General features: G+C 29.5%; 14 protein-coding genes. 11 read left to right on the top strand and 3 right to left on the bottom strand.

All coding sequences use genetic code 11. The annotated features are described in order from the left end of the window. Positions 1 to 191 precede the first annotated feature (191 nt). The 4 genes from AACZ53_RS08085 (at position 192) to AACZ53_RS08070 (ending at position 4216) form a co-directional block, all read left to right on the top strand. Positions 192 to 761: a phosphoribosylglycinamide formyltransferase gene (locus AACZ53_RS08085; RefSeq protein WP_339836861.1), complete on the top strand. Its 570-nt coding sequence runs from the start codon at positions 192 to 194 to the stop codon at positions 759 to 761. A gap of 9 nt (positions 762 to 770) precedes the next feature. Beyond that, a complete protein-coding gene (gene rnhA / locus AACZ53_RS08080) occupies positions 771 to 1250 on the top strand; it encodes a ribonuclease HI (RefSeq protein ID WP_339836860.1) in 480 nt (159 codons plus the stop codon). Between the two features lie 78 nt (positions 1251 to 1328). Continuing rightward, the gene (locus AACZ53_RS08075) at positions 1329 to 2255 is read left to right on the top strand and encodes a PfkB family carbohydrate kinase (RefSeq protein ID WP_339836858.1); all 927 of its coding nucleotides are present in this window, start codon (positions 1329 to 1331) and stop codon (positions 2253 to 2255) included. Positions 2256 to 2320: 65 nt separating this feature from the next. After that, a complete protein-coding gene (locus tag AACZ53_RS08070; RefSeq protein WP_339836855.1) occupies positions 2321 to 4216 on the top strand; it encodes an amidophosphoribosyltransferase in 1896 nt (631 codons plus the stop codon). Between the two features lie 229 nt (positions 4217 to 4445). On the opposite strand, the gene AACZ53_RS08065 is transcribed toward AACZ53_RS08070, so the two are convergent. Next, on the bottom strand, positions 4446 to 5051 hold the full coding sequence (locus AACZ53_RS08065) for a superoxide dismutase (RefSeq protein ID WP_339836853.1): 606 nt from the start codon (positions 5049 to 5051) through the stop codon (positions 4446 to 4448). A gap of 104 nt (positions 5052 to 5155) precedes the next feature. Here AACZ53_RS08065 and AACZ53_RS08060 point away from each other — a divergent pair, with 104 nt between their 5' ends. The 6 genes from AACZ53_RS08060 (at position 5156) to AACZ53_RS08035 (ending at position 15287) form a co-directional block, all read left to right on the top strand. Beyond that, a complete protein-coding gene (locus AACZ53_RS08060; protein ID WP_339836851.1) occupies positions 5156 to 8311 on the top strand; it encodes a UvrD-helicase domain-containing protein in 3156 nt (1051 codons plus the stop codon). 11 nt (positions 8312 to 8322) lie between these two features. Next, complete coding sequence (gene kbl / locus AACZ53_RS08055) at positions 8323 to 9516, top strand: glycine C-acetyltransferase (RefSeq protein WP_339836848.1); 1194 nt, start codon at positions 8323 to 8325, stop codon at positions 9514 to 9516. Between the two features lie 119 nt (positions 9517 to 9635). Further along, a complete protein-coding gene (locus AACZ53_RS08050) occupies positions 9636 to 11039 on the top strand; it encodes an OmpA family protein (RefSeq protein ID WP_339836845.1) in 1404 nt (467 codons plus the stop codon). A gap of 68 nt (positions 11040 to 11107) precedes the next feature. Then, on the top strand, positions 11108 to 13891 hold the full coding sequence (locus AACZ53_RS08045) for a PD-(D/E)XK nuclease family protein (RefSeq protein ID WP_339836842.1): 2784 nt from the start codon (positions 11108 to 11110) through the stop codon (positions 13889 to 13891). Positions 13892 to 13900: 9 nt separating this feature from the next. Continuing rightward, the gene (locus AACZ53_RS08040; protein WP_339836840.1) at positions 13901 to 14743 is read left to right on the top strand and encodes a mechanosensitive ion channel domain-containing protein; all 843 of its coding nucleotides are present in this window, start codon (positions 13901 to 13903) and stop codon (positions 14741 to 14743) included. Between the two features lie 157 nt (positions 14744 to 14900). Beyond that, positions 14901 to 15287, top strand: a complete 387-nt coding sequence (locus tag AACZ53_RS08035) for a hypothetical protein (RefSeq protein WP_339836837.1) — start codon at positions 14901 to 14903, stop codon at positions 15285 to 15287. 51 nt (positions 15288 to 15338) lie between these two features. On the opposite strand, the gene AACZ53_RS08030 is transcribed toward AACZ53_RS08035, so the two are convergent. Then, the gene (locus AACZ53_RS08030; protein ID WP_339836834.1) at positions 15339 to 16121 is read right to left on the bottom strand and encodes an alpha/beta hydrolase; all 783 of its coding nucleotides are present in this window, start codon (positions 16119 to 16121) and stop codon (positions 15339 to 15341) included. 198 nt (positions 16122 to 16319) lie between these two features. Between AACZ53_RS08030 and AACZ53_RS08025 the strand changes: the two genes are divergently transcribed. Continuing rightward, the gene (locus AACZ53_RS08025) at positions 16320 to 17549 is read left to right on the top strand and encodes an AbiH family protein (protein WP_339836831.1); all 1230 of its coding nucleotides are present in this window, start codon (positions 16320 to 16322) and stop codon (positions 17547 to 17549) included. Positions 17550 to 17703: 154 nt separating this feature from the next. On the opposite strand, the gene AACZ53_RS08020 is transcribed toward AACZ53_RS08025, so the two are convergent. Then, a partial coding sequence (locus AACZ53_RS08020; RefSeq protein WP_339836828.1) for a M24 family metallopeptidase occupies positions 17704 to 17902 on the bottom strand: 199 nt, incomplete at its 5' end.

Below are 17902 nucleotides of genomic sequence, written 5' to 3'. Positions count from 1 at the left end.
GATGCAATGTCTGACATAATCTTTTAATTTTTAATTTAATTTGTTGGCAAAAATAAAAAACTTTATTTTAAAACAACACATTTTTGTTATTATAATAAGTTACGAATTTAAAAAAAATATTTCATAAAGACCTCTTTTTTTTATTTTTTACCAATTATTATTCTTTTTTTTGTGGAAGAAATCAATGTTCAATGAAAAAAATTGTGCTTTTTGCTTCCGGAAATGGCACTAATGCCGAGGAGATAATTAAGTGTTTTAAAAAAGACAGTCTTGGAACTGTAGCTGCTGTGCTAACAAACAATTCTGATGCCAAAGTTATAGATAAAGCGAAAAAACTTGAAGTTAATACGTTAATATTCAATAAAACAGAGCTAAATGAAGGCTTTGTTTTAGATAAATTAAATATAATTAAACCTGATTTAATTGTCCTTGCTGGATTTTTATTAAAGTTTCCAGAGCATATTATTAAGGCTTATCCCAATAAAATAATTAATATTCATCCAGCGTTGTTGCCAAATTATGGTGGAAAAGGAATGTATGGAATGAATGTTCATAAAGCTATTTTTGAAAATAAAGATGAAAAAACTGGAATTACAATTCATTATGTCACTCCAAATTATGATGAAGGAGCAATTATTTTTCAGAAAAATGTTACAATTTTAGATTGTATATCACCAGAAGAAATAGCTAAAAAAGTACATCAATTAGAACATAAACATTTTCCAGAAGTTATTAAAAAACTTTTAACTCAAAATTCATAACTCAAAAATTTGTCACACCAAGTACATATATACACAGATGGAGCAGCAAAAGGTAATCCTGGACCAGCAGGTTATGGTGTTGTAATGGAATTAGTAGGGACACCTCATAAAAAAGAGTTTTTTGAAGGTTTTAGAATTTCTACCAATAATAGGATGGAACTTTTAGCCGTAATTGTAGGGTTAGAAAAGCTAAAAAACCCAAACATGAGTGTTTTAGTAGTTTCTGACTCTAAATATGTAGTTGATGCTGTTGAAAAAAAATGGCTCTTTGGTTGGGAAAAGAAAGGCTTCAAAGACAGAAAGAATCCTGATTTATGGATGCGATTTTTAAAAGCCTATAGAAAACATAAAGTTGATTTTAAATGGGTAAAAGGACATAACAATCACCCTCAAAACGAACGTTGTGATGAATTAGCCGTTATGGCTTCTCAACAAAAAAACTTGTCTATTGATTCTTTTTATGAAATGGAAGAAAAGAAGTTGTTGTAATAAAAAGTTAAACTCCAAATGCATTTTATACTTTTAAACTAAAAATGTATCTTTGCACCTTACTTCAAATTATATATAATGAACAAATTATTAATTGTAGGAACTGTAGCTTTTGACGCTATTGAAACTCCTTTTGGAAAAACCGATAAAATACTTGGTGGAGCTGCAACTTATATTGGACTTTCTGCTTCGTTTTTTAATGTAAAATCGGCCATTGTTTCTGTAGTTGGAGATGACTTTCCACAAGAATATTTAGATTTATTAACCAATAAAAACATAGATATTTCAGGAATTGAAGTTGTAAAAGGTGGAAAAACATTCTTTTGGAGTGGTAAATACCATAACGACTTAAATTCAAGAGATACTTTAGAAACACAATTAAATGTATTAGCGGATTTTAATCCAGTTGTACCAAATGATTATAAAAATGCTGAAGTTGTAATGTTAGGAAACTTACACCCTTTAGTTCAGTCGGGTGTTTTAGATCAAATGACTTCAACTCCAAAATTAATCGTTTTAGACACAATGAACTTTTGGATGGATTGTGCTTTACCAGAATTAATGGATGTAATTAAACGTGTAGACGTTATAACAATTAATGATGAAGAAGCTCGTCAATTATCAGGAGAATATTCTTTAGTAAAAGCAGCAGCAAAGATTCATACAATGGGTCCAAAATATGTTGTAATTAAAAAAGGAGAACACGGAGCTTTACTTTTTGAAGGTAAAAACGTATTCTTCGCACCAGCTTTACCATTAGAAGAAGTATTTGATCCAACAGGAGCAGGTGATACTTTTGCGGGTGGTTTTTCTGGATATATAGCACAAAGCGAAAACGTTTCTTTCGACAATATGAAGAACGGAATTATTTATGGTTCAAACTTAGCTTCATTCTGTGTGGAGAAATTTGGAACAGAAAGAATGGAACAACTTGAAAAAGAAGAGGTTCATTCGCGCTTGCAACAATTTAGAGCGTTAACACAATTTGATATAGAATTATCGTAAATTTATGCCTCGAAGTTTCGAGGCTTTTTTTATTACATTAAACAACAACACAACACACTACAATTATGAGCGATGCTATTAAACACGAATGTGGAATTGCTTTATTAAGACTTTTAAAACCATTAGATTTCTATAAAGAAAAATATGGAACAGCTTTTTACGGCATAGAGAAAATGTATCTCTTGATGGAAAAGCAACATAACCGCGGGCAAGACGGAGCAGGTTTAGCAAGTATTAAATTGGACGTAAATCCTGGAGAAAGATATATTAGTAGAATTCGTTCTAATGATGCACAACCTATTCAAGATATTTTTGCTCAAATTAATGGAAGAATTAATGAAGAGTTAGAATCACATCCAGAATATAATACGGCTGAACTTCAAAAACAACACATTCCTTATATAGGAGAATTGTTTTTAGGTCACGTTCGTTACGGAACTTTTGGTAAAAACAGCATCGAAAGTGTTCATCCTTTCTTACGTCAAAACAATTGGATGCACAGAAATCTAATTGTTGCCGGAAACTTTAACATGACTAATGTAAAAGAATTGTTTCAAAGTTTGGTGGAATTAGGGCAACATCCAAAAGAAATGGCTGACACAGTTACTGTGATGGAAAAAATCGGACATTTTTTAGATGAAGATGTAACCGAAATTTATCAAGAATGTAAAGAAAAAGGACTTTCTAAACGCGAAGCTTCTCAAGTTATTATGGAACAATTAGACGTTGCAAAAATATTGCGAAAAGCTTCTAAAAACTGGGATGGTGGTTATGCAATGGCTGGATTATTAGGTCATGGAGATGCATTTGTATTTAGAGATCCAGCGGGAATTCGTCCAGCGTATTATTATGCAGATGATGAAATTGCAGTAGTAGCTTCAGAAAGACCAGTTATTCAAACGGTTTTTAATGTGCCTTTCGAAAAAGTAAAAGAATTAGATCCAGGAAAAGCGATTATCGTTAAAAAGAATGGTTCAATATCTTTAGAAGAAATTATTCCAGCAACAGAAAAGAAAGCTTGTTCGTTTGAAAGAATCTATTTTTCAAGAGGAAGTGATGCCGAAATTTATCAAGAACGTAAAGAATTAGGTAAATTAATTTTGCCAGCAGTTTTAGAAGCGATTGATAATGATACAGATAATTCAGTTTTTTCTTTTATTCCAAATACAGCAGAAACTTCTTTCTACGGAATGGTAGAAGCCGCTCAAGATTTCTTAAACCAAAGAAAAAACAAGTACATCTTAGATAACAGAAAAACGCTAACTAAAGAAAAATTAGAAGAAATACTTTCTGTAAAAATTAGAACGGAAAAAATCGCTATTAAAGATGCTAAATTAAGAACGTTTATTACTGAGGACAGTAGTAGGGATAGTTTAGTGGCTCATGTTTATGATGTGACTTATGGTGTGATAAAACCAACAGATAATTTAGTAATCATTGATGATAGCATCGTAAGGGGAACTACTCTTAAGAAAAGCATCATTAAAATGATGGATAGACTAAATCCTAAAAAGATTGTTGTAGTTTCATCAGCACCACAAATTCGTTATCCTGATTGCTATGGAATTGATATGGCAAAACTAGAAGGCTTAATTGCTTTTAAAGCAACATTAGCATTGTTAAAAGAAAGAAACTTATATCATATTGTTGATGAAGTCTACGAAAAATCTAAAAAACAAGAGCTTTTTGCAGACAAAGAAGTAGTCAATTACGTTAAAGAATTATACGCTCCATTTACTGATCAAGAAATTTCAGATAAAATTTCAGAAATGCTAACTTCAAAATCGGTCAATGCACAAGTAAAAATCATTTTTCAAAATGTTGAAAACTTACACAAAGCTTGTCCTAAAAATTTAGGAGATTGGTATTTTACTGGTGATTATCCAACGTTTGGTGGCAATAGGGTAGTAAATAGGGCTTTTTTGAATTTTTACGAAGGAAACGATGCAAGAGCTTATTAAAAATAAAATTGTTAATAACAACAAAAAATATTCGCAGAAAGTTTGTTCATAAAAATATTTTGCATAGATTTGTTTCACCATAGGATTAGTAGGTTAAGTTTATGGTAGATTTGGGGCAAAAAGGGTGGATTTATTTCCACCTTTTTTATTTAGTATAATCAAACAATCTTATATACAAAAAGGGCTGAAGAATTATCTTCAGCCCTTTTACTTTTTAGTAAACTACTGTTTATTTGGCAGCAGTATATCTTTTTGCAACTTCATTCCAGTTAATTACATTAAAGAAAGCTTCAATATAATCAGGTCTTCTGTTTTGATAATGTAAATAGTAAGCATGTTCCCAAACATCCATTCCTAAGATTGGAGTTCCTCCGCAACCAACTCCTGGCATTAAAGTATTATCTTGATTTGGTGTTCCACAAACTTCTAATTTTCCGTCTTTCACACAAAGCCAAGCCCAACCTGATCCAAATTGAGTTGCTCCAGCTTTTGCAAAAGCATTTTTAAAATCCTCAAAAGATCCAAAAGCTGCATCAATTCCAGCGGCTAAATCTCCAGTTGGTAATCCACCACCGTTTGGTGACATTACTTCCCAAAACAAAGAGTGATTAAAAAAACCACCACCATTATTTCTAACAGCAGCATTGCTCATGTCTAAATTTTTAAGAATATCTTCTATCGATTTCCCTTCTAATTCAGTTCCTGCAATTGCGTTGTTTAAGTTCGTTGTATAACCATTATGATGTTTTGTATGGTGTATTTCCATAGTTCTAGCATCAATATGTGGTTCTAATGCATCATATGCATAAGGTAATTTTGGTAATTCAAAAGCCATAATATAGTTTTTTAAATAGATTAGTATTAATTTTATTCAAATTTACAAAATAAGCCGTTAAATACATAATACAATTTTCTTATAGTTTTATAAGATTTACACATATGACAGAAAATAAAGCCTCCTTTTCAATCTACAATGCCTCTGCAGGTTCAGGTAAAACTTATACTTTGTCGAAAGAGTATATCAAAATTTTATTAAAATCACCTTCAAATGAAGCTTATAGAAAAATTCTAGCCATAACTTTTACCAACAAAGCCGTAGAAGAAATGAAATCTAGAATCATTTTTTATTTACTTGAATTTTCAAAAGAGGAAACTTCAGAAAAAGCCGCTGATTTATTAAAAGATGTTGCAAAAGAAACAGGATTAAGCATTGCCACAATTAAAGATAAGTCGAAATTAATCATTAAAAGTATTATCCATAATTACACAGCTTTTGATATTTCGACTATTGATAGATTTACGTTAAAGATTATTAAATCATTTTCTCACGAATTAAATATTCCGTTAGATTTTGATATTTCTTTAGAAACCGATTTATTAATGCAAGAAGCCATTGAAACCGTTATTTCTAAAGCTGGTGAAGATGAAGAATTAACAAAATTGCTTTTAGATTTCTCTAGAAATAATACAGATGATGATAAAAACTGGGATATTACTTATGAATTATTAAATGCAAGTAAATTACTTACTAATGAGGATAGTAAACACGAATTAAAAGATTTTGAAAATAAAACTATTGCTGATTTTGTTGAAACCAAAAAGGTAATTATCGAACAAATCGAAATATATAAAATACAAGCATCAATTTTAGCTCAAGAAGGTTTGAATTTGATTAATAATAACGGAATTGCTGTAGAATCTTTTTCAAGAAAAACTTTTCCAAACCATTTAATTAAAATTATAGATGGAAATCTTCCGGCTTCTGACATAAATAAATTTGTTGAAGTTGAACAAGTTCAAATCAATAAAACAGCAAAAGAGAAGGACTTAATTGAAGGTATTTTACCAGATATCTTACAAAAATTACAAGAAGCCTACAAAGAATATCAAAGTGTTTTCTTGCTTGAAGCTTTTAATAAAAACATTTATCCGTTATCGTTACTAAATTCAATTAATAAGGAGTTTAGAAAAATTCAAACCGATCAAAATATTTTATCTATTTCTGAATTTAATGAGATAATAAACAAAGAAATCCAAAATCAACCAGCTCCTTTTATATATGAGAAAATGGGTGATCGATACCGTCATTTTTTTATTGATGAGTTTCAAGATACTTCAGTTTTACAATGGAAAAACTTAATTCCGTTAGTGGACAATGCACTTTCTAGTGAAGAAAATGGAGTGGCTGGAACATTGATGTTAGTTGGTGACCCAAAACAAGCAATTTATCGTTGGCGAGGTGGAAAAGCAGAACAATTTATTTCTTTGAGTAAAGACGAAAATCCGTTTTCAAATAAAGATAAAGAAACCATAGTTTTAGATACAAATTATAGGAGTTATAGTGAAGTAATTGACTTTAATAATGATTTTTTTAGATTCATTTCAAGTAAATTAGAAAATCCAGATTATGTAGATTTATATTTGAATAATAGCCATCAGAATAAAACCAATAAAAATGGTGGTTACGCTAATATTTCGTTCATTGATACTTCTGATAATGCTGAGGTAAATGAAGAGGAAGAAGACGATGATAAAAACACAAAATATTTAAAACAAACTTTAGTTACGATTGAAAAAGTCCTGAAAAACGGATTCCAATATAAAGACATGGTTTTGTTGACGCGAACTAAATCAAACGGAGTTTTATTAGCGAATTATTTAACAGAAAATGAAATTCCGATTTTGTCTTCTGAAACTTTATTGATTCAAAATGCAACTGAAGTTAAGTTGATTATCAATGTTTTGAAGTATATAAATAATAAGTTTGACACTGATGCAAAGTTCAATATGTTGTATTATGTCGGGAAATATTTGCAATCTTCTGAAGAAATTCATGATTTAATTAACCAAAACCTTCATGTTTCAGAAGAAAATTTAAAAATTGCACTACAAAAATATGATGTTTCAATTGATTTTAATGCTTGCAGAAAAAAATCGCTTTACGAAGTTGTTGAAATTATTGTTTCCGCATTTATCAAACAGAAAGCTAATAATTCTTATGTTCAATATTTTCTAGATTTGGTTTTAGAAAGACATATAAAAGCACAATCAAGTATCGCAGATTTTATTGATTATTGGCAAAGAACAGGTTACAAAAAAAGCATTCCTTCTCCAGACGGAAATAATGCCATAAAAATCATGACAATTCATAAGTCAAAAGGATTAGAATTTCCTGTGGTGATTTATCCTTTTGCAAACGATAATTATTCAAAAAACAATAAAAATAAACTTTGGATTCCTTTAGAAAATTCAGCTATAAATTTTTCTAAAGTATTGATTGATAATAAAAAAGATGTTTTAAGTTATAGTGATGATGCAAGTAAAATTTACCAAGAAAAAAATCAAGAAGAAATATTAGACAATATTAATGTTTTGTATGTTGCTTTTACCAGAGCAGTTGAGCAACTTTATGTAATTTCAGAAATTAAGATTAATAAAGATGGAAGTTTACCTAATACGCTGTCTTCTAATATAATTGAATATCTTCAATTAAATAAAAACTTTGATAAAAATCAATTGGAATATGAATTCGGAAATCCAATTAAAGCATCAAAAAGTGAAGACGTGATTGCTAATTTAGATGAAATCCAAGTTGTCCAAAATAAGATCAAAACAAGTGCTATAAAAATTGCTCAAAAAGAAGCTTTAATGTGGGGAACAATCCAAGCAGAAGCCATTGAATTCGGAAACACTTTACACGAAATTTTATCTTACATTAAAACGAGTGAAGATATAAGTAAAGCGATTGCTATTTCTTTAGAAAAAGGTTTAATTAATAAATCACAAGTTATTATAATTGAAGAAGTTATAATTTCAATTATAAATCATAAAGAATTACATAAATTTTATTCAAAAGAAGCCAAAATTTATAATGAAACTAGTATCATTGACGATAATAAAAATACTTTTATTCCAGATAGAATTGCAGTTTTTGGAGAAAAAGTTTATCTCTTAGATTATAAAACTGGAGTTCCAAAAGAAAGTCATAAACATCAAATTGAAAAATATGAAGCTGTTTTACAAAAAATGGGATATAAAGTAGAAGAAAAAGCATTGGTTTATTTAGGGGAAAATTTAAAAATTATACATTTGTAAAAAATAAAGATATGTACGGCAAAATACAACAACACTTACAAGAAGAATTACAAGCAATTCAAGAGAACGGATTGTTTAAAAAAGAGCGAATTATTACTTCGCCTCAAGGGGCAGAAATTACTATTTCAACGGGTGAAACTGTTTTAAACTTTTGTGCCAACAATTATTTAGGACTTTCATCACATCCAGAAGTTGTTCAAGCAGCAAAAGACGCTTTAGATTCTCATGGTTTCGGAATGTCATCGGTTCGTTTTATTTGTGGAACTCAAGATATTCATAAAACATTAGAACAAAAAATTGCAAATTTCTACGGAACAGAAGACACAATACTATATGCAGCTGCATTTGATGCGAATGGTGGAGTTTTCGAGCCTTTATTAGGTGCGGAAGATTGTATTATTTCAGATAGTCTAAACCATGCCTCAATTATTGATGGTGTAAGGCTTTGTAAAGCAGCTCGTTATCGTTATGAAAACAGCAATATGCAAGATTTGGAAGATCAATTAATAAAAGCTACAGAAGAAGGAAGAAGGTTTAAGTTAATTGTTACTGATGGTGTCTTTTCAATGGATGGCTTAGTTGCACCTCTAGATAAAATTTGTGATTTAGCTGATAAATATGATGCCTTAGTAATGATTGATGAATGTCATGCAACAGGTTTTATAGGAGCAAAAGGTATTGGTACTTTAGAAGCTAAAAATGTTATAGGTAGAATAGATATCATAACAGGAACATTAGGAAAAGCACTTGGTGGAGCAATGGGTGGTTATACAACTGCCAAAAAAGAAGTTATCGAAATCTTACGTCAACGCTCTCGACCATATTTGTTTTCAAATTCTTTGGCACCAGCAATCGTAGGAGCTTCAATTAGAGTTTTTGAATTATTAGAAAAAGACACGTCATTAAGAGATAAATTAGAATGGAATACTAATTATTTTAAAAGCGGAATGAAAAAAGCAGGTTTTGATATTATAGATGGAGATTCTGCAATTGTTCCAGTCATGCTTTATGATGCTAAATTATCTCAAACAATGGCAGATGAATTGCTTAAAAAAGGAATTTATGTAATTGGGTTTTTCTTTCCAGTTGTTCCAAAAGACAAAGCAAGAATTAGAGTTCAATTATCTGCAGCTCATTCAAAAACACATTTAGACAAGGCTATAAATGCGTTTATAGAAGTAGGAAAAAGCCTAAAAGTGATATAATAACCATAAAAATATGTGTTTTTAAGTATTTTTTATGAATAAAATTTGCAGATATAAATAATCGTGTTAAATTTGTTTAAATTATATAGGTTGTAATTAAATTAAAATTAAAAAAAAGTATGAAACATCTTAACAAATTATTTGCTGTGGCTTTAATGTTTGCTGGTTTAGCAACACAAGCACAAGACAGCAACAATCCATGGGCAGTGTCTTTTGGTGTGAACGCAGTTGACACAAAATTCAGCGCATCGGAGAAGTTTGAACATCAAATTGCTGAATATTTCAATGTAAAAGATCACTGGAACATTATTCCATCTGTTTCTTATGTTGGAGTTTCTAAGCATGTTGGAAACAATTTTTCTATTGGTTTAACAGGTTCTGTTAACAAAATTAGCAGATTTGTTACTAAAGTACCTGGTACAATTAACTCTCACGTAGTTACAAATCCTGGTGATTTATCTTATTATGCTGGAGATTTAGCTATTAAATATAGCTTCATGGAAATGATCAAATCTAAAGTATTAGATCCATTCGCTCACGTTGGTGGAGGTTATACTTGGATGGGTGATGCTTCTGCAGGAACAGTTAATGGAGGTTTAGGAATAAACTTTTGGTTTACTGAAAATGTTGGTTTATCATTACAATCTACTTACAAACATTCATTTGATGACACAAGAACACCAAATGTTGATGTTGCTTCTCATATGCAGCATTTCGCAGGTCTTACTTTCAAATTTGGAGGTAAAGATACTGACGGTGATGGAATATATGACAAAGATGATGCTTGTCCAGAAGTTGCTGGTTTAAAAGAATTCAACGGATGTCCTGATACTGATAAAGATGGTATTATGGATTCTGCTGATGCTTGTCCAGAAGTTGCAGGTTTAAAAGAATTAAACGGATGTCCAGATAGAGACGGAGATGGAATCATCGATTCAGAAGATGCTTGTCCAGACGTTAAAGGTTCAAAAATGATGAAAGGTTGTCCTGATACAGACGGTGACGGTGTTGCTGACAATGTAGACAAATGTCCAGAAGTTAAAGGACCAAAAGATAACGCAGGTTGTCCATGGCCAGATACTGACGGAGATGGTGTTGCTGATAAAGATGACAAATGTCCTACTGTAAAAGGAACTGTTGCTAACAACGGTTGTCCTGAAGTATCAGAAGCAGTAATGAAAAGTTTGAATGATTATGCTAAAACAATCTTATTTGATTCAGGTAAATCTTCATTCCAAAAACAAACTTACCCAGTATTACAAGCTATTACTGCTATCTTAAAAGAGTATCCAAACTCTAAGTTCTCAATTGAAGGACATACTGATAGTGATGGTAAAGAAGAGACTAATCAAATTTTATCTACTTCAAGAGCAGAAGCTGTTAAAGCTTACTTAATCGAGAATGGAGTTGATGCTAAAAGATTATCTTCTACAGGTTTTGGTGAAAAATATCCAATTGATACTAATAACACTAAAGCTGGTAAAGCTAACAACAGAAGAGTTGAAGTTAAATTAGATAAATAATTTAATTCTAAAATATTTTTAAGAAAACGCCTCGTTTATTCGGGGCGTTTTTTTTATTTTTATACTATATGAACAAACCAACATTCTTAAGTAAACTTACAGATGAATTAATCAATCAGTTTCCTGATAATTTATCGGATATTACTATAGTTCTTCCTAGTAAAAGAGCAAGAGTTTTTTTAATTGAAAACATTCAGTCTAAACTCTCTAAACCTATTTTTACACCAAATATAGTTAGTATAGAAGAATTCATTCAAGATATATCAGGATTACGAACTATCGATTCAATGGAAGTGTTGTTCGAATTTTATAATGTATACTCTTCAATAACCGAAAAAAAAGACATTCAAGACTTCGAAACCTTTTCTTATTGGGCAAAAACACTTATTCAGGACTTTAATGAAATTGATCGTTATTTGTTAGATCAAAAACACGTTTTTTCCTACTTAAAAGATGTGGAAGCCTTAAAAAGATGGGACTTAGAACTAAATCAAACTACAAAATTAATTGATTCTACTTTAGAGTTTTGGGAAAAATTACCACACTATTATAATTCATTTTATAAATATCTTTTAGATAAAGGAATTGGTTATCAAGGCTTATTATATCGTGAATCAATACACAATTTAGAAGCTTTTACTAAAGAAATTCCGACTTCAAATAAAATTATCTTTGCTGGTTTTAATGCGCTAAATCAAGCTGAAGAACGAATTTTCCAACACTTAATGCTTCATGAAAAAGCACTAGTATATTGGGATATTGATTATACCATTTTGCAAGATCCATTTCATGATGCGGGTTTATTCATCAGAAAATATAAAAAAGAATGGAAACAATACGCAAACCAATCTTTTAAATGGATTGATAGTCATTTTGAACAAGAAAAAAACATCCAAATAATTGGAACACCAAAAACGGTTGGCCAAACCAAAATTGTTGGAAATCTAATCGAAGAACTTCAAGAAAATAATCCTGATTTACAAAATACGGCTGTTGTATTAGGCGATGAAAATTTATTGCTTCCAGTTTTATATAATTTACCTGAAACCGTTGAAAGTTTGAACATCACAATGGGTTATCCTAGTAAAAATAATCCTGCGCAATTGTTGATTTCTAAAATTTTTAAACTTCACACTAACGCAAAACAAAGAAACGAAAAACAATATACTTTATATTATAAAGAAGTTTTAGATATCTTAAACCACTCCTTAATTGAACCTTATATTGATGCCAAAAAAGTAGAACATGTTATTAAATACAACAACTTTACGTTCTTTTCTAATGATAAGTTGTTTCAATTATATGAAGAACACAAAACCAATAAAGAAAACCCATTATTTGAACTAATTTTTTCAAAATGGAATGATGATGCAACTGAAATCATCACCAAACTAACTCAAGTTTTACTCTCGATAAAATCACGTTTAACGAACGATAATCAAGAAGATATAATTGCAAAAGCTTTTTTACATTCTATTTATCAAGTTTTAAACCGTATTGCTACTTTTATTGAAAAATACCAAAGCATAACTTCACTTTCAAGCTTATTTTCTATTTATAAAAATGTAGTGGATTTGGCTGAAGTTTCTTTTGAAGGAAAACCTTTGTCTGGTTTGCAAGTTATGGGAGTTTTAGAAAGTCGTGTTTTAGATTTTGAAAACGTAATTATAACTTCAGTAAATGAAGGTAAATTTCCTTCTGGAAAAAGTTCAAATTCGTTTATTCCTTATGATATTAAACGCGAATTAGGATTGCCAACTTTCAGAGAAAAAGATGCAATTTATAGTTATCACTTTTATCATTTATTGTATCGAGCCAAAAATATTTACTTGCTTTATAATTCTGAAAATTCAGACGGAATTGACGCTGGTGAAAAAAGTCGTTTCTTAACGCAATTAGAAATCGATTTCCCACATCATATTAAGAAAAACACAATATATAACGCTCATTTGCCTAGTTTGGCTTATGAACCAATTAAAATAGAAAAAACACAAGCTGTTTTAGATAGACTACAAGAAATTGCAACTGGAAAAGGGTTTTCTCCTTCTTCATTGACAAGTTACATACGAAATCCAATTCAGTTTTACACGCAACGAATTTTACGGATTAGAGAAATTGATGAAGTTGAAGAGAACATTGCAGTAAATACATTAGGAACTGTAATTCACGAAACTTTAAAGCATTTGTATGATCCATTTGTTGGAAAATATTTGTCGGTGAACGATATTGATATAATGTTAAATTTGGTCGAAAGGGAAACGATAAAACAGTTCAAAACCATTTACAAAGAAGGTGAAATCAAAAAAGGAAAAAATCTTTTAGCCTTCGAAGTTGCCAAACAAAATGTAGAGCAATTTTTAAAAATGGAAAAGAAAGATATCGAAGCCGGAATTGCCATTAAAATTTTATTCCTAGAACAAACTTTAGAAGGTAAAATTATAGATATAAATCTCCCTTATAAAATAACAATTGCCGGAAACGTTGACAGAATTGAATTAAGAGACAATAAAATCCGAATCATCGATTACAAAACAGGAAAAGTTTTAGGAGGTAGTTTAAAAGTAGATGATTTTACGGTTTTATCTTCTGATATTAAATATGATAAAATTATTCAATTGCTTTGTTATGCTTTAATGTTTGAAAATAATTTAGAATATAAAGAATATCCAGTGGAAGCCGGAATTATTTCTTTCAAAAACATGAAAGCTGGTTTTATGCCTTTTGGTTTTGGAAAAGGAAAAAATAGCGATTCAGAAATTACAACCCATACAATTGAAACTTTTAAAATAGAATTAGTATCTTTAATACAAGAAATTCTAAACCCAGAAATTTCTTTTGAAGAAAATTTGTAACCAATATTTATGGATAAGTTAATTGAGAAAATACAGTTTTATTACGACTCAATTTTACAAAATGCACCAGCTTTTTTAATTGGTCTTGTTGTATTAATTGTAGGGTTTACAATTGCTAATTTTGGAAAAAAATTCACTCAAAATAAAATTAAATCAAAGGTAAAAAACACACTTTCCGGACTTTTTATAGCACAAATAATTTCAGGAATTATTAAAACTATTACCATTGTATTCTTTTTAGACTTTATAGGTTTTCAAGATATTACTACTAAAATATTGGCTGGAGCCGGAATTTTAACTTTTGTAATTGGTTTTGCTTTTAAAGATATTGGAGAATATTTCTTGGCTGGAATGTTATTAGCTTTTAAAAGTCCATTCAAAGAGAATGATTTAATTGAAACCGAAAATGTAATTGGTTACGTAAAAGAACTTAGAATTAGAGAAACGATTATTAAAACAACAGACGGAAAAGACGTTTTTGTGCCAAATTCTCAAATATTAAAATCACCTTTAATCAATTATACCATTGATGGTTTTTTGCGTAATGAATTTATGCTAGGACTAGATTATTCAAGTGATCTTTCAAAAGCTATTCAAGTAATTATAGAATCAGTTTCTAAAGCAGAAGGTGTTTTACTTGGTGCAAAAAAGCCGACAGTTGTAATTGATGAATTTGCAGCAAGCACAATTAATATAAAAGTTTTTTTTTGGTTAGACACTTTTAAAGGTGCATCAAAAAGTTATCACTTGGCCATTAGAACACAAGTAATGAAAAACGTATTAGAAGCGTTAACCGAAAACGAATTCTCATTACCTTATAATATTATTGAAGTTAAACAGTATGAGGGTTAAGTAAAACTCAAAAAACCTAATATGACCTTATTTATAAGGTTTCTTTATTTAACTTAAATCACATTTCATTGTTAAAAGTTGCTGTTTAAGCAAAAAGGATGATTTGTATATCTCGATTTTTTTTTGTAAATTGACTGTATAATTAAAAAATTACTAAATGAAAAAAATATTACTTTTATGTGCAATGGTGATAATGTCATCATGTGCATCCAAATTGGTCTTTCCTGTTTCTAATGTTGCTCCAGCTGCAGAAATTACTGTAAAAATTAAAAAAGACGATAACGGCAACAGAGAAATTAACCTAAATTCTAAATACCTGTCATCTCCCGACCGTTTAACACCTCCAAGAGCATCTTACATAGTTTGGATGCAGACAGAAGCAAATGGACTTTTAAATTTAGGTCAGCTTGAAACAGATGCTTCTGAAAAAGGAAGTTTTACTACTGTTACAGCTTATGAGCCGTTAGAAATTTTTATTACTGCAGAAGATGATATTGCAATTAAATATCCAACTGGACAAGAAATTTCAAGAGTAAAAATTTAAGGATTAAAAAGTAAATTAATAAAAACTGAAGTCAATTTGATTTCAGTTTTTTTATGTCTTTTTTAAAAAACTTAAAAGCACTTTAGTCAATTCTTCTCTATTTTCAATATAGCTCATGTGGCCATCATCAAAAGTGACTAATTCTACTTTTGTATTTTCTATTTGAGTTATATTTTCTTCGTAATTTAAAACCGGGTCTTGTTTACCAAGAATTAATAAGATTGGATAAGTAGCAAAATGCAGAAGAACTTCTCTGTCATTTCTAACTTTCATTCCTTCTAAAGCCGCTACAATTCCTTGTAATGGAGTTTTTAAAGCTTCTTTGCGTACAAGTTCAATATCATCGTTTAAACGCTCTCTGTTGTTTTCACTGAACAAATTGGCAATTGACATTCTTATGAAAGCAGTATAGTTTTGTTTTACAGCCAAAACAGCTCTATCGCGATTGGTTTTTCGTTCCTCAGAATCAGCTCTTGAAGTTGAATTCATTAAAATCAAGCCTTTCATCATTTCAGGATACAATTCAGCAAAAGCCAAAGCAATATAGCCGCCCATGGAATGACCAATAAGAATGGCTTTTCTAATTTTTAACTCATGTAAAACATAATGAACCATGTCAGCTTGATCTTCCATAGAATGTAAATAGCCCAAACAATCTGTTTGACCATGACCTAATAAATCAATACAAATCACACGATTTCGTTTCGACAAAGCTTCAATATGTGAATTCCACATCGTTGAGTTTTCTAAAAAACCATGCAATAAAACTACTGTTGTACCTTTTCCAGTTTCAGAATAAGCAATTTTTGTGTTTTTGAAGAGTGTTTGTTTCAAGGGAAAATTTGTTTACTGCAAAAGTAGAATTTTTAATTGAAGTTTGAAATTTAACCACCAAGTTCGCAAGGATTTTTCGCAAGGTCCACAAAGTTTTTCTTCAATCTTGTCATTATGAAATTGATTCAGAATCACATTTTTTATGGGCTTAATTTTTTAAAGAAATTACTTATCTTTGAGAAAAGGATTTTTTAAATTATGAATAGATTAGTTATTATTGGAAACGGTTTTGATTTAGCTCATGGTTTGCCAACGAGTTATAAAGATTTTATTGATGATTATTGGTCTTCTATTAAAAGCAGCAAGCATAATGATGATTTTATTTATTTTATAGATACTTTAAATATTGTATTTGAAGAGATAAAAGGCTTAAACTGTATAGCTAAATGTTTAATGAAGTTTGATGAAAAAATAAAATTTTCGGAAGCTGAAATTTATACTGAATATGGGAATAATCATATGACCGGACAATACCCAAGAAGACATATTTTGAATTATAAAAATTCTTTTTTTAAAGCTATTAATCAAAAGAATGTGCAAAATTGGGTTGATATTGAGAATGAATACTACAGACAATTAAAAAAAATAATCAATTCAAAATGTTTAGATGTTTCTAAGTCTATAGAATATTGGCAAAATGAACAAAAAATTCAAGTACAAGAATTGAATAAAGAGTTTGAATATGTAAAAATACTTTTAGGAAAATATTTGAAAGATAAAGTTAAAGATGCTTATAAATTTAATTATCATTCTAGTTTAAAATCGATATATGATGTTCTAAAACCAATTTCACTCACAAGTAATGAACATGATGTTTTGAAAGAATTTAATAATTCTGAAGATGTTGAAGAAATAAAAGATCATTTCGAAAAAGAAAAAAAAGAAGAGTTAGTTAATAAATTATATTTTTTAAATTTTAATTATACTCCAACAGTTAAAATTTACAGTGATATTTTAAACACAAGTGAAAGAATAGAAACTAAAGTAAATTACATTCATGGAGAATTAGAAAATGTTTCGGATAATAAGATGAATTTTGGTTTTGGAGATGAAATGGATGAAGATTATAAAGAAATAGAAAATTTAGATGACAATGAATATTTGAAAAACTTTAAGTCATTTCTATATTTACAAAATTCAAATTATAATGATTTATTATCATATGTAGAAAGTGAAAAATTTCAAGTAATAATTCTTGGACATTCTTGTGGTTTATCAGACAGAACATTGTTAAATACTATTTTTGAACACGAGAATTGTCGTTCTATAAAAGTCTTTTATTATAAAAATGGTGAATATGATAATTATACAGATATGGTTCAAAATATATCAAGACATTTTAATGATAAAAAGATTATGCGTTCAAAAATTGTAAGCAAACCTTATTGTAAACCAATGCCACAAATTCAATTAACAAAAAAAGAATAAATTTCAAATATCATTCTAATTTCTCAAATCTGTGTTCCCGAAAAAATTAGCTGAATCAAGTTCATCTTTACATAATTGAAAACAAAAAAAAACGGTTCACTTTCGCAAACCGTTCTATCTGAAAATCTATAATCCGATAATCTGAATATCCAAATTAGCTATTCATAATCGACTCAATCTCATCAATCTCAATAGGAATATTTCTCATCAAATTAAATGGTTCACCTTTACTTTGAATCACAACATCATCTTCTAAACGAATTCCAAAACCTTCTTTTGGAATGTAAATTCCTGGTTCAACTGTGAAAACCATATTTGCTTGCATTGGTTCGTATAACAAACCATAATCATGC

Source organism: uncultured Flavobacterium sp. (assembly GCF_963975005.1).
In the GTDB taxonomy this organism is placed as follows: domain Bacteria; phylum Bacteroidota; class Bacteroidia; order Flavobacteriales; family Flavobacteriaceae; genus Flavobacterium.
The sequence above is the reverse complement of the archived record's forward strand: the minus strand, read 5'-3'. Positions and strand labels throughout refer to the sequence as shown.

Excerpts from the sequence above, each read along its gene's own strand:
- AACZ53_RS08045 (WP_339836842.1), top strand. The coding sequence starts at position 11,108 with ATGAACAAACCAACATTCTTAAGTAAACTTACAGATGAATTAATCAAT.
- AACZ53_RS08070 (WP_339836855.1), top strand. The coding sequence starts at position 2,321 with ATGAGCGATGCTATTAAACACGAATGTGGAATTGCTTTATTAAGACTT.
- kbl (WP_339836848.1), top strand. The coding sequence starts at position 8,323 with ATGTACGGCAAAATACAACAACACTTACAAGAAGAATTACAAGCAATT.
- AACZ53_RS08025 (WP_339836831.1), top strand. The coding sequence starts at position 16,320 with ATGAATAGATTAGTTATTATTGGAAACGGTTTTGATTTAGCTCATGGT.
- AACZ53_RS08065 (WP_339836853.1), bottom strand. The coding sequence starts at position 5,051 with ATGGCTTTTGAATTACCAAAATTACCTTATGCATATGATGCATTAGAA.
- AACZ53_RS08050 (WP_339836845.1), top strand. The coding sequence starts at position 9,636 with ATGAAACATCTTAACAAATTATTTGCTGTGGCTTTAATGTTTGCTGGT.
- AACZ53_RS08060 (WP_339836851.1), top strand. The coding sequence starts at position 5,156 with ATGACAGAAAATAAAGCCTCCTTTTCAATCTACAATGCCTCTGCAGGT.
- AACZ53_RS08035 (WP_339836837.1), top strand. The coding sequence starts at position 14,901 with ATGAAAAAAATATTACTTTTATGTGCAATGGTGATAATGTCATCATGT.
- AACZ53_RS08075 (WP_339836858.1), top strand. The coding sequence starts at position 1,329 with ATGAACAAATTATTAATTGTAGGAACTGTAGCTTTTGACGCTATTGAA.
- AACZ53_RS08085 (WP_339836861.1), top strand. The coding sequence starts at position 192 with ATGAAAAAAATTGTGCTTTTTGCTTCCGGAAATGGCACTAATGCCGAG.
- AACZ53_RS08040 (WP_339836840.1), top strand. The coding sequence starts at position 13,901 with ATGGATAAGTTAATTGAGAAAATACAGTTTTATTACGACTCAATTTTA.